The sequence below is a fragment of the Pseudoalteromonas sp. 78C3 genome, from assembly GCF_002836695.1.
GTDB lineage: Bacteria > Pseudomonadota > Gammaproteobacteria > Enterobacterales > Alteromonadaceae > Pseudoalteromonas > Pseudoalteromonas arctica.
In genome coordinates, this window is record NZ_PJAV01000145.1 from 65634 (window position 1) to 80097 (window position 14464).

Below are 14464 nucleotides of genomic sequence, written 5' to 3' on the forward strand. Positions count from 1 at the left end.
ATTGTTGTTAAGTAATGCGAAGCTTAATTAAACCAATTAGCGTAGTTATCGCGCTTTGTAGCACCATGGCAGTAAAAGCCGACACTGTTAGTGAGCTAGAACAACTCGTTAATAAATGGCTACAAATAGAAAATCAAAACACAGAATTAAATACTCATTGGCTTGAACAAAAAAGCAGCATGGAGCAAACCTTAACGCTTCTAAATGCTGAGCAGCAGCAACTTAGCGAGCTTAATCAGCGTAGAAAAAAAAGCACCAGTGAGCTTGCCCAAAAACGCGAACAGCTTGTTACTAAGCAATCAGAACTTGAAAATGAGCAACAGCAATTAAATGATCAACTAGCGCGTATTTCTCAGCAATTACTTTCATTACAAGTGCAACTCCCCCCGCCACTTTTAAGTAGTTGGAAAAACACTGGTGATTTAAGCGACTCACAGCTCAGTACAACTGACAAATTACAAACAGCGCTAAAAATGCTGACTCTACTTAATGATTTTCAACAACGTATTTCAATTCACGAAATGGCTATTAAGCATCCTGACGGGCAAGAAGTGTGGGTAAAGCAGCTTTATTTAGGTGCAGCACAAGCATGGTTTGTAAGCGAAGATTTAAGTTACGTAGGTATTGGTTTTCCAAGTGACTTAGGTTGGCAGTGGGAATTTGACTCAAGCATTAATGCTGAGCAAGTTGCACTGGGTATTGCTGTACAGCAAAAAAAGCGCGCTGCTGATTGGGTAACACTCCCAATATTAAGTTATGTAAATAAAAACCAGCAAGGGGCTAAATAATGGCTACTAACAGCATAATTAAAGTATTTAGCGCCACAGTGTTACTTTTTAGTGCAAACATTTCTTTTGCAGCTAGCAGTGATGATGCTAAACAAAGTATTTTAAGTGATATAAAAACAGCGCAACGTACTCTAAATAAAACTCAAAATAGTATTTCAAAAGAGCAAGCTACCCTTGCAAAGCAAATTTTTACCAAGCAGCAATCGCTCAGTAAATTACGCGAACAAGCCGCAGTTAATCGCCGCCTAGCTGACGAAAACACATTAAGCCTCGATCAGTTACAAACCCGATTAGACACTTGGCAACAGCAGCAGCAATACCAATTAAACTTACTTAGCCGTTTTGTACGCCAAAATACCAGCAATAGTGCGAGCAGTAACGAGTCGACTAATAACCAAAACGAGTTATTAAGCCGCGTTATATCGCAAATTAATAATCAAGAACAGGCACTTTATCCACAGTTTAAAAAGCAATCGGTTGTGCTAAGTAATGGCGAATTAAGCCAAGCTAATACCCTTCAAGTCGGGCCTGTTGCATGGTTTAGTACGCAAACACCTAAACTTATGGGTTTATTAGATTTGGATGATGAATCTAATGCATTAAAAGTAGCGTTAGTACAATCAACAAGTGACGACAACCCACTCGATAATACTTTAAAGCAAAACGGTGTAGGCTCAACATTACTTACTTTTGATCCTAGTTTAACGCACTTAGTAACTAGCCAAGCCCAACAAGAAAGTCCGCTTGAACACCTAGAAAAAGGCGGTTTATGGGCTATCCCTATTATTTTATTTGCCTGCTTTGCACTAACCATTGCGCTATTAAAAGCCGCACAACTACTGCGTTTAAGTAAAATTAAAATGCACTCTCAAATGCAATTACAGCAATTTTTTAAAGCTGAAAATAGCAGTGAATTTGCAGGTATGCAGCAGCAGCTATTTAACTTAACGCTGCAAAGCGAAAAAGGCCAAGTACGAGACGATCAGTTATTTAATCAGTTAATTCACGATAAGCATAAACTCGATAACTTTATTGGCGCTATTGCCGTTACGGCTGCAGTAGCCCCATTACTCGGGTTATTAGGCACTGTTAGCGGCATGATCGAAACATTTAAAATGATGACTTTATTTGGCTCAGGCGACCCAGAAGTTGTATCGGGCGGTATCGCACAAGCACTTATAACAACCGAACTGGGTTTAGTCGTGGCCATACCTGCATTGGTATTAAATGCACTGTTATCGCGTAAAGCAAAAGCGTACTACAGCCAACTAGAAGGCTTTGCATTACAGCTTAGTCAACTAGAAAAAGGAGAAACCAATGTTTGAGAAAATCGTTAGTAACCCTATTTGCTGGTGTATTCTTTTACTCGCTTTATTTGTATACCAGCTGATTTTTCATGACTTGCTGCACCTTAAACAATACCAAGCGCAGCGTAAAGGTTACTGGCAAGAGGTAAGCTCTATTTTAACTGCCGCTCTTCCGCTACTTGGTTTATTAGGTACCATTGTTGGTTTACTTGATACATTTAAAGTAATGGCGCTGGGCCATAACGAGTTAATGAGTGACGCCATTGGTGATGCATTACTAACAACTCAATTGGGCCTTGTGTGCGCTATTCCCGCGTGGTTAATGCAAGCGTATTTAGCGTATTCGCAGCGTAATCCTAAATTACATACGTTAAGTAAACAGTTAGGGTAACACTATGCAATCACGATTAAAGCACAAGCTAGAGCAAGAAGCGGGGCAACATATTGATATGTCGCCGCTACTTGATGTGGTATTTATATTGCTAATATTTTTTATTGTTACAACCGTATTTGTACGCGAAAGCGGTGTTGAGGTTGATAAACCACAAGCCGTATCGGCCAGTCGTCTTGAGCAGCAAGTCATTTTTTTAGCAATAACCGACAACCAACAAGTATTTTTTGATGGTAGCCAAATTGGTGTTGCTGGTGTACGTAGTAGTGTCGAGCAAATGTTAAAACAGCAACAACGCCCTGTGGTAATTCAAGCTGATAAAACAGTACCTACAGAGTTACTTGTTCAAGTAATTGACGAAGCAAAGCTGGCAGGTGCGGCGAAAGTTAACTTAGCTACGAAGCAATAATATGCACACGATTGACTCGCCTCAAAAAACAAAAAACAATCGCCATCCACTTTTTGCATTTGGCCTTAGCCTCATTGTACTTAGTGCTGCATTACTGCTTTTATGGCTTGGGCAACTTGCTGAACATCATATACAAGACAAAGTGGTTGTACGTGAGATTGCCATGGTGGCACTACCACCGCCCCCTCCTCCATCGATATCGCAACAGCAAACAAGTGAGCCAATGCAAAGCTTAGCGGTAGAAGGTGCAGGCGCGTCTATTCAAGCCGTAAAAATTAAGATCAACAGTAATTTAAGTATTGTAAAACCCGATACACCTAGCGTAAAAGTAAGCGCGCCACAATGGCAATCAATGAGTGTAAATTGGGATGCATTTAGCTTAAATCAACTCGATGGTCTCCCCACTTTGCTTACTCCCGTCAAGGCCGTTTTACCAAAAAGCTTAACCCGCCGAGGTGTTGATGTATTTACTGTAAAACTCGATGTATTTATTGATGAAAGTGGCAAGGTAAGTTTAATTGAAGTAGTACAAAATCCATACCCTGAACTTAAACCAGCTATCGACAAAATTATTAAACAAAGCCGCTTTAGTGCACCTAAAAAAGAAGGTGAAACCGTACGCGCTCGCTTTATTTGGCCAATCGAATTTAAACCTTAAGCCTATTAAAATGAAAAACATGAATATATTTAAAACGCTAAAACCATTAACTCGCGCAGTTATCACTACTTTAATGTGCTCATTCCCTTTATTAGGTGTAACTAGCGTGCATGCAAGTGCCATGAGTACGCCTCTAAAAGTAACTTTATCGCCTAGCGATCCAACATGGCAGTTAACTATAAATAATAAATTACTGGGCCCTACAGAAGTTCTGATTGAGCCTAACGAGCGCGGTTTTGCTCGCCAAGTACAACCACTCTTACAAGCCGGTAATTACAGTGAAGTCGCTGCGCTATTTAAAGGCCGTGATATAAGCGAAGATAGCACTGCTTTAAACTTATTACGTGCACAAGTACTGCTTTCAACAAAAGACTTTAACAACGCTGAACTAGCTTACTTAGCGTGTTTAAAAGCCTCACCTGATTTAGTAAAAGCACACCAAGGTTTGAGCCTTTTATACATGCAACAAGCAAAGTATGACAAAGCACAAACACACCTAGTTCATAGTATTGAGCTTGGCCAAGCTGATGCACAAAGTTATGCGCAACTTGCTTATATACACGTGCAGCATAGCCAACCTTGGAGCGCAGTAGCGGCGTACCGCCAAGCGCTGATGCTAGCGCCAGAAACAAGCCAATATCAACAAGGGCTATTGTTTGCGTTAATTGAATCGGGTGATTTAAGTCAGGCAAATGCATTATTAAAAGAATTACTCAATAAAACCCCTGATAAAGCTGAACTTTGGTTGCAACGTGCACAAATAGCATTACAGCTTGATCAAAAAAAGCAAGCGCTTGCTGCTATTGAAGTGGCCCTAAAAATCAACCCTAAAGATACCAGCAACCAGCTTTTAGCAGCCCAGCTGCACTTAAGTGAAGGTAGCAGTGAACGCGCTGTTAGTTTATTAAAGCAAGGTTTAAAATACGCCACTAAACAGCAGCAAGTTGAGGTTATTAATACCACGATGCAAACTTTAGGCTGGCTTGTATCGGAGCAAAAATGGGATTTAGCTAAAGATCTAATAGGCAGCGCAAAAAGATTAACTAAGCAACTACCCCGTGATGAACAGGCCCAGTTTTCTGTATACAGCGCACAAATTGCTATGCAACAAGGTAATACTAAACGTGCTCTTAAAAGCTTAAATAACGCACTTAAAATAAACCCGAATTTAGGTGATGCCCTACTTAGTTTAGCGAGTATTTATCGCGGTAAAAGCCAACTTACCCAAGCAAAACTTATGTACGTTCGTGCACAAGCCCTACCTGATTACCAACTATCGGCATGGCTTGGATTATCGCAAATAGCGATTGATTCTAAAGACTACCCGAGCGCGCTAAAGCATCTTAGAAAAGCATTACAAGCTAACCCACAACGCCAAGACTTAATTACTAATATTCGCGCCCTTGAGAATATAGTGCGCCAAGAGGGGTAAGTTTAACACCGTGGTTAAACTTTCTTGTAGACACAGCTTGCTGGCGTGACGAGCAAAGCTCATAATTTCTATGCTTTAATGTTTTCTCATTTACTCCTCTTTGTGCAATAAGATCTTAAGTGATTTACTCACAAAGAGGTTTAGAGGGCGCTGCGCTTTAGAGAAGTAATAATACATAATTACTATTGTTTTATGTCTTCTCATTTACTCCTCTTTTACTTCTCTTTGTGCAATAAGATTTTAAGTTATTTATTCACAATGAAGCTAAAAGGGAGCTGCGCTTTAGAGAAGTAAAAATACATAATTACTATTGTTTTAATGTCTTCTCATTTACTCCTCTTTTGCTTCTCTTTGTGCAATAAGATCTTAAGTGATTTATTCACAAAGAGGCTTAGAGGGCGCTTCGCTTTAGAGAAGTAAAAATGCATAATTACTATTGTTTAATGTCTTCTCATTTACTCCTCTTTTGCTTCTCTTTGTGCGATAAGGTTTTAAGTGATTTATTCGCAAGGATTTTAAGAGGCATTGCATTTTAATAAGGCAATGAATAGCTATCAGCGCTTCTCACTTGAGCAAGCTCGTTTACAATATATTTTAAAGCGTTACCAATTTTGCATTTCGACTATGCGTGATTGTGTGCGTGCATATTCAAAGCTCAACTTTTTACCTTTATATAAATGTTCAATGTCGGTTTGCGCATTTATCACTAGCAATTTATGGCAATCGTAAAACTCATCTACTAAGGCAATAAAGCGCCGTGCTTCGTCGTCAAAAGTATGCTCATCAAGTGTTTGTTTTTCGCGTTGGTAGCTATCTTCTATACCGTGAACAATAACTTTACCCGTTGCTTTAACACCCATTTGCGGCACGTTCGATACATATAACACATCAAATTTGGTTGCTAAAAACATATAGTCGTTAGCACTGCGTGGGCCTGAGCATAGCGCCATAAAATCAATCATCAAGGCGTTATCGGCTCTTAATAAATAAGGTAAATCGCGCCCATGCACACTAATTGTATTGCTACATGTTACAACCGGATACGAAGCTAAAAACTCATTTTTAAAATCGTGATTTGATAAATTAATAAAATAGTGACGACTGTTTTTACCATATCTAAAGCGGTGATCATCCTCCCCTGCCACGTTAATTATATGGCAATGGTTATTAATTAAATCGATAGTAGGTAAAAATCGCGCCCGTTGCAGGCCGTTGTAATAAAGTTGCTCAGGCTTTGCGTTCGATGTGGCCACCAGCACAACACCTTGTTCAAACAATGCATTGAACAATCTGGCCATAATCATAGCATCGCCAATGTCGCTCACAAAAAACTCGTCAAAACACAATACACGAATATTTTTAGCCCACTGTTTTGCAATTAGGATTAGTGGGTTTTTTTGACCTTGTAGCTGCGAAAGCTGGGCATGCACTTGTGCTATAAAATGATGAAAATGCAGCCGCTGCTTTTGCTCAATAGGTAGGTTTTTATAAAATAAATCCATCAACATGGATTTACCACGCCCTACGGGTCCGTATAAATAAACACCTTTTATTAAAGGCGCTTTTTGCCACCATGATGTGTGAGCTTGAAGTTGCTCGCTTAGCGTATTTAAAGCTTCCACTGCATTTTGCTGCGCAGCATCAAAACACAGTTCACCTGTGTCTATTTTTGCTTGGTAAAGGCTTAAAATTTGTGTGCTGTGCACTGTCATGGTATTTCACTATCGGCTATAATCGCGCCCATTGTAGCCGACTAAAAATGTGAACCAAAATGAAATTCCCTTGCCGCTTAGATAAATTTATTAGCCACTTAGCCGAAATACCGCGTACCCAAGCTCGCGCGAGTATTAAGCGAAAAGAAGTAAGCGTTAATGGTGAAGTAATCACATCACATAATTTTCAGCTAGCCCAGCAAGATGAAGTACTGCACCAAGGTACGCCTTTGGTATTTTTAGGTAAGCGCTATTACATGCTAAATAAACCTGTTGGCTATGTATGCGCTAACAGCGATGAGCTTCATAAAACCGTTTTTGACTTACTTGATGAGCCAAATATGAGCGACTTTCACGTAGCAGGTCGCCTTGATATAGATACCACAGGTTTAGTTATTATTACTAATGATGGCGATTGGTCACATAAAATTACGTCACCTAAAAGCAATAAATTTAAAACCTACCTAGTAGAAACCCAAGAGCCGATTACCGATGAAGCCCTTGAGCAATTACGAACAGGTGTCATGCTGCATAACGAAAAAGATTTAACTCGCCCAGCTATAGCTGAGAGACTTGCTAATTACGGCCTGCGTTTATCAATAAGTGAAGGTAAGTATCATCAAGTTAAGCGTATGCTTTACGCGGTAGATAACAAAGTAGTTGAGCTGCATCGCGAGCAAATTGCGGAAATTACCCTAGATGAAAACTTGGCTAGTGGTGAATATCGATTATTAACAGCGCAAGAAATTAAGCTATAAAAGTGCTTTAAAGGAGCCTAAGTTTGGATATACTAGGGCGTGTTGAACTTTGTGGATTGAAATTTGTTCAATCTAGGGGCGATTTAATCGCGGCGCGAGGTTTGTAACCTAGTGGGCTAAGTAAAAATCGAGCAACAAAGAGTTAATCGCCCCTAGAAAGAACCCAAAGGGCAGAGCATGTTTGGCATTTATGCTGCGTTATCGCCTAATTATGGGGAATAACCACACTACATAGGCTCTGCCTTGCCTAAAAACCAAACATACTACTGCAAATTCAACCACCAACGTTCAACACGCCCTAACTAAAACAATATAGCCAAACTTTTACTTGAGCCTTTTAACTTGCTCCACTAAAATAGCGCCCTTCAAAATTACTAAGGTCGGCCGTGTTAGTTAACTACAACCCCCCTATGAGTCCGTATTTAACAATACTTTTTCAGGATGACGACTTACTTATAGTTAATAAGCCAAGTGAGTTATTAACTGTCCCAGGTAAAGATCCTAAACATGCCGACAGCTTAATTAATCGCGTTAATCGTGTTTTTCCAACAGCAAGAATAGTGCACCGCTTAGATATGGCAACTTCTGGCATACTGTGCCTTGCCATGAATAAAGCAGCGCACAGACATTTAAGTATGCAGTTTCAAGAGCGCGAAACAGCTAAACGTTACATAGCACGTGTATACGGACAACTTGAAGCTGAAACAGGATCAGTAGATTTACCCCTTATTTGTGATTGGCCTAATCGCCCAAAACAAATGGTTGATCACGACAGAGGTAAACCTTCGCTTACGCATTTCAAAATACTTGAGCGTGAAGAAAATGCAACCCGTGTAGAGCTAATCCCAATCACTGGTCGCTCGCATCAACTACGTGTGCATATGTTAAGCCTTGGTCATCCTATTTTAGGTGATAGACTTTACGCCCACAAAGAGGCACTTGCTGCCGCTCCTCGCTTACAATTACATGCACAAATGCTGAAATTAAAGCACCCCGTAACTGAGCAAGTACTTACTTTTGAAGCCGAATTAGAGTTTTAACAGGTTTAAATTTACTAGCTAATTCGCTCTATACATTAAACTTTTAGATAACCTTGCCGATACCTAACTAATTGTCATTAGTTAGGTGCGTTATGCTATTTCTACGGTTTTTAAAAGGGGCTTTTTATATACAGCTCAGCTGTGCCCTACTTTTAACTAACCCCATCAGCGCAGCTGAACATATTGCTCCACCTAATCTATCAAGCATTGAAAATAGCGACATTGAGCGACTACTTCCAAGCGATGAAATAAAGCCTATATTGGCGGGTGAAACAGAGTTTTTAAGCCTTTACAGCGAGTATATGAGTAGTAATTTTAGAGGTATCGTAATACTTATACCCGATTGGCACTCTTCACCTACCAATAATTCAGGTATGAGCTACTTGCGCAAAGAGCTTAATAATTTAGGTTACAGCACCTACGCAATGACAGTACCCGACATTGATTGGCAAGCAAGTAAAATGGCCGAAGCAATGCCCAGCGAAACCGAAGCTGCTCCTAGTAAAGCCGAGGAACCTGCATCACCCGACACAGCAACAAACGCCCAATCGCAGCCTGCAAAAATAAAAGAAGAACCTCATTACGTTAATGCAATTGAAAAAGTAACTGACGACATACTTGATAACTATAAAATAAATCTCATTTCTCGATTTAATGCGCTGTATCAAACCGCTATAGAAGATTCGAGTAATATAGTGGTTATAGCACAAGGCACGAGTGCAGGTGTGTTATTGGAGTACTATGCAGATTTTCCGGACGAGAGAGTTGAGGCATTTATCAGTTTAAGTAGTTACTTACCTAATACCAAGCGTAACGAAAGCTTGAGCCAAACAGCATCACTCGTTACACCCGCCTTACTTGATATTTACTATGCAAATGACAGCACAGACATTTTAATGAGCCTTAAAAATCGTCAGCGCTGGGTTGACCGAAATGCAAAATTTGATTACCGCCAACGCCAGTTGTTTGGCCTGCGCGATCAACCCGATCAACACGCACGCCTAACAAAAGAAATAGACGGCTTTTTACGCCGACTTTTTTAAATACTCATAAGCAGCTTGAATATCTTGGCTCTTTTTAACAGCCAGTTCCATCATGTGTTTTGGTAAACCTTGCGATACTAATTTATCTGGATGATGTTGCGACATAAGTTTACGGTACGCTACTTTTATATCACGCTGCGTTGCATCGCTACTTAAGCCTAATAACGCCAATGCTTGCGCACGGTTCATATTATTATTTGGCGGTACATGGTGGCCAGAACCCTCACGGTAACTACTACTTTGACCTTGGTTTTGTTGCTGCTGATTAAAGCGTTGTTGTTGCTTTCTAAAGTTAAACTCTGCTTGGTAGCGCTTTAATACAAATGCAAAGTGTGTTTTAGAAATGCCTAGCTGTTTACTTACTTCTGCTAATAATTGCTTTTCTTGTTCGGCTAGCACTCCATCAGAAAACGCCATTTGAATTTGTATTTCTAAAAATAACTGTATTAGATCGTTTCGTTTAGCAAAGCGTTCTTTAAAATCGTGTACTGTTTCTTTAAGTGAAAAGTCGCTCTCTTTACCTGACTGAAATGCATGTTGTGCTTCGCGGCGTTCTTCGCCCTTTAAGCCCATTTCATCCATAAACAAGTTAGCCGCTTTTATATGTACTTCGCTGACTCGACCGTTCGACTTCGCAATGTGCCCCATGACAGCAAAGCAGCTTGAAAAGAATAAAGCTTGGCGCTCGTGAACATCGTCACCACTAAATAAGCTAGAAAAACCGCCTGCTTTATCAAAGTTATTTTTTAAGCTTTTATCAAATAAATGACCTAGGTATAAACCTAAAATGGCACCAAATATTTTGCCAAACATAAAGCCAAAACAAAAACCGAGAATTTTTCCCCACATCTATAATACTGCCTTCTTAAAAATTGAGTTGTTACGCCTCAAGGCGCGTGTTTAATTGGTTTAAACGCTCTGGTGTACCAATATCATCCCACTGCCCTATATAGAGCTCAGTAGAGACTAAATGTTCATTTAGCTTTTCACGTAAAATAGGCCCTAAAGGGCGAATACCTTGCGTTAATCCTTTAAAAAAATCAGCCTGATAGCGGCCAATCCCCGAAAATGTATATTTTTGACTCTCGGCCGATAAATGGCTCAATGCAAAGTCGCCATCTGGGTTGTGTGGCGGGTTTTCTATAAGCACTATGTGCGCCTCACCGGGTTGTAAATGAATTTGCATTAGCGCACTTACATCATAATCGGTGTATACATCACCATTTACTACAATGAACGAGTCGCCCAACAGCGGTAACGCTTCAATTATACCGCCAGCCGTTTCAAGGCCACCTTCAACTTCTTGGCTATAAAGTATATTTACACCAAATTGGCTGCCATCTTTAAAGTAGTCTTTTATTTTATCACCTTGCCACGCAAGGTTTATTACAATATCGGTAATTTCGGCAGCTTTAAGATTATTTATATGGTGCTCAATAAGTGGTTTTTCTGCCACTTTTAACATTGGCTTTGGCATATTTTGCGTAAGCGGCATCATTCTTTGCCCGCGCCCTGCAGCTAAAATCATCGCTTTCATGAGCGCTCCTTTGCTAACTTTTCAGTCACTTTGGGCACTATGGTATTTTTTGTCCACTCACTCAACGCTTTTAGCTCTGGGTAATTTGCCGCTACTTCAATAATGTAATCAAGAGTCGGTAAAATATTATCTAAATAACCTGTTTTACCATCGCGCAAATATAATCGACAAAATATACCCGCAGCTTTTAAGTGGCGCTGTAACCCGGTTAAATCAAACCAATATTTAAACTCATCGAATGGAGTGTCAGCCAGTAAATTTTGAGCCGTAAATTCTTGATAAGCAAAATCAAGCAAGCTTGTTAACTCTTTTTGAGGCAGTTTAAAGTAGCAATCGCGTAGTAGCGATACTAAATCGTAGCAAAGCGGCCCGCGTACAGCATCTTGATAATCTATAATTGCCCACTGGCCGTTACTGTTCATAATATTACGGCTATGATAATCGCGATGAACGGTAACAGTGGGTTGCTCAAGCATCGCCTTTATTAATAGCTCTGAACTTGTTTTCCACATTATTTTTTGTTCGGCACTGAGTGACTCATTAATAAAGTCGCTTACTAACCACTGGCTAAATATATCAAGCTCTAGCTTTATAAAATCTTTGTTATACGCTTGCATAGCAGAAGCTGTGGGCGTTTTTGCCCACTGAGCACTTAAACTAATTAATGCTTGGTAATGCTCGGTGCGGTTTGCATCATCAAGCATGTCAGCTAGGTGCGTACTGCCTAAATCACTAAGAACAAAAAAGCCCTGTTTCTCATCACTTGCAATAATAGTGGGAAGTAAAAAACCTTGTTCAACAAACACCTGATTTAGCGAAATGTAAGGTTCGTTATTCACTTTTTTTGGATCTGAGTCCATCACTATTAAATGCTCATTATCGTGATTTAAACGGTAATAACGGCGAAAGCTAGCATCACCTGTGATCGCGTTTAAAGTATGCGACTTGGCATTAAGGTGTATGTTTATAAATTGTTGTAAATTCTCAAAGCGTGTCATTTTATAAGATATCTATTTTTCACTAAGTTAATTAGGTCAATTACTGTAATTGCCATTATTTTCCTTTATTATGTGTATATTATATTAAACACACAGTATTAAGGTCGATAAATGAGCAAAACCTGGGGCATATTGATGCTAAGCGTAGTTAGCGCACCATCGCTTGCCGAAACTGAACTGGCACACAACCTTTGTGGCATTTCAATGCAAACCAGAGCTTGGCAACCACTTGAAGGCCTTAACCTTGGTGAAGTTGATATTCAAGCTGATGATGTTGAGCTACTTGGCACTCAAAGCGCTGAATTTACCGGCAATGTTGATATTAACACCCTTAAGATGAGTTTGTCCGCACAAACTGCGTTGATAGACAAACAGCGTGGTTTATTAAATGCAACGGGGCCAATTACTTATCAAGATTACGTAAGTAAAGTAAACAGCACCGGATTAAATGCCGATTTAAATAATTCAGAAGTCAGTTTGTTAGGCGCCGACTACAGCCTAACCGAACAACAAGGTAAAGGCGGCGCTGAAAAGCTTACTGTTAATCAGTCTGGCCTATTACTCATGAATGCAAGCTTTACTACTTGCCCAAGTGACACCCCAGTATGGGAAATCGAAGCTGACGAAATAAACCTTTCGCGCGAAGAAGGTTGGGGCGAAACATATAACGCCGTATTACGCATTCTCGATACACCGGTTTTATATTTACCTTATTTTACATTCCCGCTAGATGAGCGCCGTAAATCGGGTTTACTTACCCCAACTATTTCAAGCTCTGATAAATACGGCCTTGAAACAATTACGCCGTACTATTTAAATATTGCACCTAATTTTGATGCCACTATTACGCCTCGTTATATGTCTAACAAAGGGCTGCAATTACAAACCGAATTTAGATACCTAACAGAGCAACATGAAGGCTTAGTAGGAATTGAATATTTAGATAGTGATGATTCTGAGCCAGACTTAAATGAACGCTATATGTTTCATTGGCAACAGCAAAGTTATCTGGGTGAAAACTGGCGCGCAAACGTTGATGTAACCAATGTAAGCGATGATAACTACATCACCGATTTAAGCTCAAATTACGCAAGTAAAACCGATACACAGCTGTATCGTACTGGCTCACTTACTCATTTGGGTGATACATGGCGCACCGATATTAAAGTACAAAACTTTGAAGTATTGGGCGATCACTTAGAGTCATACACTGCTATACCGCAAGTTAATTTTACGCAAACTGCCCCTTGGCGTTTTGATAATTTTGACTTTAGTGTGTCGGGCGAGATTAGCCATTTTACTAATGATTCATCAGAAGTGGCCATAGACAACGCAACTCGTGTACACGTAGAGCCAAAAGCACGCTACAACTACGCAACGCATGCGTGGTCATTTTTATCTGAAGTGAGCTTATTGCAAACTAATTATAAGCAAAGCGGAAACTTAACAGGCACGCAATACAGCGATACCGTATCGCGTACTATTCCTAAAGTACGTTTGTATTCTCAGCTTAATTTTGAGCGTGACGCATCTTACTTTTTTGAAGATGCTATACAAACGCTAGAGCCGCAAATTCAATATTTATATACACCTAATAAAGACCAGTCAGACATTGGCTTATTTGATACAACCAAGCTACAAGACGATTATTATGGTTTATTTAGAGACGTGCGCTTTTCGGGTGTTGACCGCATAGCAGCAGCGAATCAGTTTACTTTAGGTGCTACAACGCGCCTATTTGATAAAAAACAAGAAGAAGTATTTAATTTTAGTGCCGGCCAAATATTTTATTTAAGTGACGATGCCAAGCCAACAGAGCAAGGCTTAAACTCAGACACTAATTATAATGCACTATTTGCAGCTCAAACCATGTTACATTGGCACCGCCGTTGGTACCTCGCTGGAGGTATTCAATACGATACAGATGGCAAGCAAATGGTACAGTCAAATGTAACACTTGATTATAAAGGTGATAATAATCAGCTAGTACAATTGAACCATCGCTATGCAAATGATGTCTCAGGAAATACAATCGAGCAAGCAGGTGTATTTACAAGTATTCCTATTAGCGACGAATGGCAATTTATTGCAAGCTATCATCGAGATCTTGAAAACAACAGAAGTATCGAAGTATTGAGCGGATTACAGTATGAATCATGCTGTTGGGCTATCCAAATTACTGGGCACCGCCAAATTGAAACAGATTTAAATCAATCAATAGGCCAAGAACAAGCAACTTTTGATTCAGGTATTAGTTTGAATTTTGTATTAAAAGGACTTGGCAGTAAAAGCCGTTATGATGCACAAAAATTATTACAACAAGGTATTTTTGGCTATCGTAGACCGTATTTTCTTAGTAACTAGTATCACAACAGTACTATCAGCAAGAGT

Annotated in this window: 14 protein-coding genes; 10 read left to right on the plus strand and 4 right to left on the minus strand. The window is 39.8% G+C overall.

What is annotated here, in order from left to right; genetic code table 11:
• Positions 1–14: 14 nt before the first annotated feature.
• Genes CXF76_RS10815 through CXF76_RS10840 form a run of 6 tightly spaced genes read left to right on the plus strand, consistent with a single transcriptional unit; the run spans position 15 to position 4985 of the window.
• Complete coding sequence (locus tag CXF76_RS10815; RefSeq protein ID WP_010555261.1) at positions 15–788, plus strand: DUF3450 family protein; 774 nt, start codon at positions 15–17, stop codon at positions 786–788.
• Positions 788–2113 carry a MotA/TolQ/ExbB proton channel family protein gene (locus tag CXF76_RS10820; RefSeq protein WP_024589788.1) on the plus strand — a complete coding sequence of 442 codons (1326 nt, stop codon included), beginning with the start codon at positions 788–790 and terminating at the stop codon, positions 2111–2113. The genes CXF76_RS10815 and CXF76_RS10820 overlap by 1 nt, the downstream gene beginning before the upstream one ends.
• Entirely contained in the window at positions 2106–2486 is a 381-nt protein-coding gene (locus CXF76_RS10825) for a MotA/TolQ/ExbB proton channel family protein (RefSeq protein ID WP_002960812.1), read from the plus strand. The genes CXF76_RS10820 and CXF76_RS10825 overlap by 8 nt, the downstream gene beginning before the upstream one ends.
• A 4-nt stretch (positions 2487–2490) precedes the next feature.
• The gene (locus tag CXF76_RS10830) at positions 2491–2895 is read left to right on the plus strand and encodes an ExbD/TolR family protein (RefSeq protein ID WP_024589789.1); all 405 of its coding nucleotides are present in this window, start codon (positions 2491–2493) and stop codon (positions 2893–2895) included.
• Between the two features lies 1 nt (position 2896).
• The gene (locus tag CXF76_RS10835; RefSeq protein ID WP_010555258.1) at positions 2897–3553 is read left to right on the plus strand and encodes an energy transducer TonB; all 657 of its coding nucleotides are present in this window, start codon (positions 2897–2899) and stop codon (positions 3551–3553) included.
• Between the two features lie 19 nt (positions 3554–3572).
• Positions 3573–4985, plus strand: a complete 1413-nt coding sequence (locus tag CXF76_RS10840; RefSeq protein ID WP_101163667.1) for a tetratricopeptide repeat protein — start codon at positions 3573–3575, stop codon at positions 4983–4985.
• A gap of 602 nt (positions 4986–5587) precedes the next feature.
• Here CXF76_RS10840 and zapE read toward each other — a convergent pair.
• Positions 5588–6697: a cell division protein ZapE gene (zapE, locus tag CXF76_RS10845; RefSeq protein ID WP_101163641.1), complete on the minus strand. Its 1110-nt coding sequence runs from the start codon at positions 6695–6697 to the stop codon at positions 5588–5590.
• A gap of 59 nt (positions 6698–6756) precedes the next feature.
• Between zapE and rsuA the strand changes: the two genes are divergently transcribed.
• From rsuA to CXF76_RS10860, 3 genes are all read left to right on the plus strand, one after another.
• Positions 6757–7455, plus strand: a complete 699-nt coding sequence (rsuA, locus tag CXF76_RS10850) for a 16S rRNA pseudouridine(516) synthase RsuA (protein WP_024589792.1) — start codon at positions 6757–6759, stop codon at positions 7453–7455.
• Between the two features lie 386 nt (positions 7456–7841).
• Entirely contained in the window at positions 7842–8495 is a 654-nt protein-coding gene (gene rluA / locus CXF76_RS10855; RefSeq protein ID WP_101163642.1) for a bifunctional tRNA pseudouridine(32) synthase/23S rRNA pseudouridine(746) synthase RluA, read from the plus strand.
• Between the two features lie 92 nt (positions 8496–8587).
• Entirely contained in the window at positions 8588–9538 is a 951-nt protein-coding gene (locus tag CXF76_RS10860) for a DUF3530 family protein (RefSeq protein WP_101163643.1), read from the plus strand.
• Here the strand turns inward: CXF76_RS10860 and djlA are convergent.
• Genes djlA through CXF76_RS10875 form a run of 3 tightly spaced genes read right to left on the minus strand, consistent with a single transcriptional unit; the run spans position 9521 to position 12073 of the window.
• Positions 9521–10387 (minus strand): co-chaperone DjlA, encoded by an 867-nt coding sequence (gene djlA, locus CXF76_RS10865; RefSeq protein WP_007585079.1) that lies wholly within the window; start codon positions 10385–10387, stop codon positions 9521–9523. The two genes, CXF76_RS10860 and djlA, sit on opposite strands and share 18 nt — an antisense overlap.
• 31 nt (positions 10388–10418) lie before the next feature.
• Positions 10419–11075 (minus strand): N-acetylmuramate alpha-1-phosphate uridylyltransferase MurU, encoded by a 657-nt coding sequence (murU, locus tag CXF76_RS10870; RefSeq protein WP_101163644.1) that lies wholly within the window; start codon positions 11073–11075, stop codon positions 10419–10421.
• Complete coding sequence (locus CXF76_RS10875; protein WP_101163645.1) at positions 11072–12073, minus strand: aminoglycoside phosphotransferase family protein; 1002 nt, start codon at positions 12071–12073, stop codon at positions 11072–11074. The genes murU and CXF76_RS10875 overlap by 4 nt, the downstream gene beginning before the upstream one ends.
• Before the next feature lie 111 nt (positions 12074–12184).
• On the opposite strand from CXF76_RS10875, the gene lptD reads away from it, so the two are divergent.
• Positions 12185–14437, plus strand: a complete 2253-nt coding sequence (gene lptD / locus CXF76_RS10880) for an LPS assembly protein LptD (RefSeq protein ID WP_101163646.1) — start codon at positions 12185–12187, stop codon at positions 14435–14437.
• The last annotated feature ends 27 nt before the right edge of the window (positions 14438–14464 follow it).

Bases quoted from the DNA above. Each gene is read 5' to 3' on its own strand.
- CXF76_RS10830 (WP_024589789.1), top strand. From the start codon at position 2,491: ATGCAATCACGATTAAAGCACAAGCTAGAGCAAGAAGCGGGGCAACAT.
- CXF76_RS10835 (WP_010555258.1), top strand. From the start codon at position 2,897: ATGCACACGATTGACTCGCCTCAAAAAACAAAAAACAATCGCCATCCA.
- murU (WP_101163644.1), bottom strand. From the start codon at position 11,075: ATGAAAGCGATGATTTTAGCTGCAGGGCGCGGGCAAAGAATGATGCCG.
- CXF76_RS10815 (WP_010555261.1), top strand. From the start codon at position 15: ATGCGAAGCTTAATTAAACCAATTAGCGTAGTTATCGCGCTTTGTAGC.
- djlA (WP_007585079.1), bottom strand. From the start codon at position 10,387: ATGTGGGGAAAAATTCTCGGTTTTTGTTTTGGCTTTATGTTTGGCAAA.
- CXF76_RS10875 (WP_101163645.1), bottom strand. From the start codon at position 12,073: ATGACACGCTTTGAGAATTTACAACAATTTATAAACATACACCTTAAT.
- rsuA (WP_024589792.1), top strand. From the start codon at position 6,757: ATGAAATTCCCTTGCCGCTTAGATAAATTTATTAGCCACTTAGCCGAA.
- zapE (WP_101163641.1), bottom strand. From the start codon at position 6,697: ATGACAGTGCACAGCACACAAATTTTAAGCCTTTACCAAGCAAAAATA.
- lptD (WP_101163646.1), top strand. From the start codon at position 12,185: ATGAGCAAAACCTGGGGCATATTGATGCTAAGCGTAGTTAGCGCACCA.
- CXF76_RS10860 (WP_101163643.1), top strand. From the start codon at position 8,588: ATGCTATTTCTACGGTTTTTAAAAGGGGCTTTTTATATACAGCTCAGC.
- CXF76_RS10825 (WP_002960812.1), top strand. From the start codon at position 2,106: ATGTTTGAGAAAATCGTTAGTAACCCTATTTGCTGGTGTATTCTTTTA.
- CXF76_RS10820 (WP_024589788.1), top strand. From the start codon at position 788: ATGGCTACTAACAGCATAATTAAAGTATTTAGCGCCACAGTGTTACTT.
- CXF76_RS10840 (WP_101163667.1), top strand. From the start codon at position 3,573: ATGAATATATTTAAAACGCTAAAACCATTAACTCGCGCAGTTATCACT.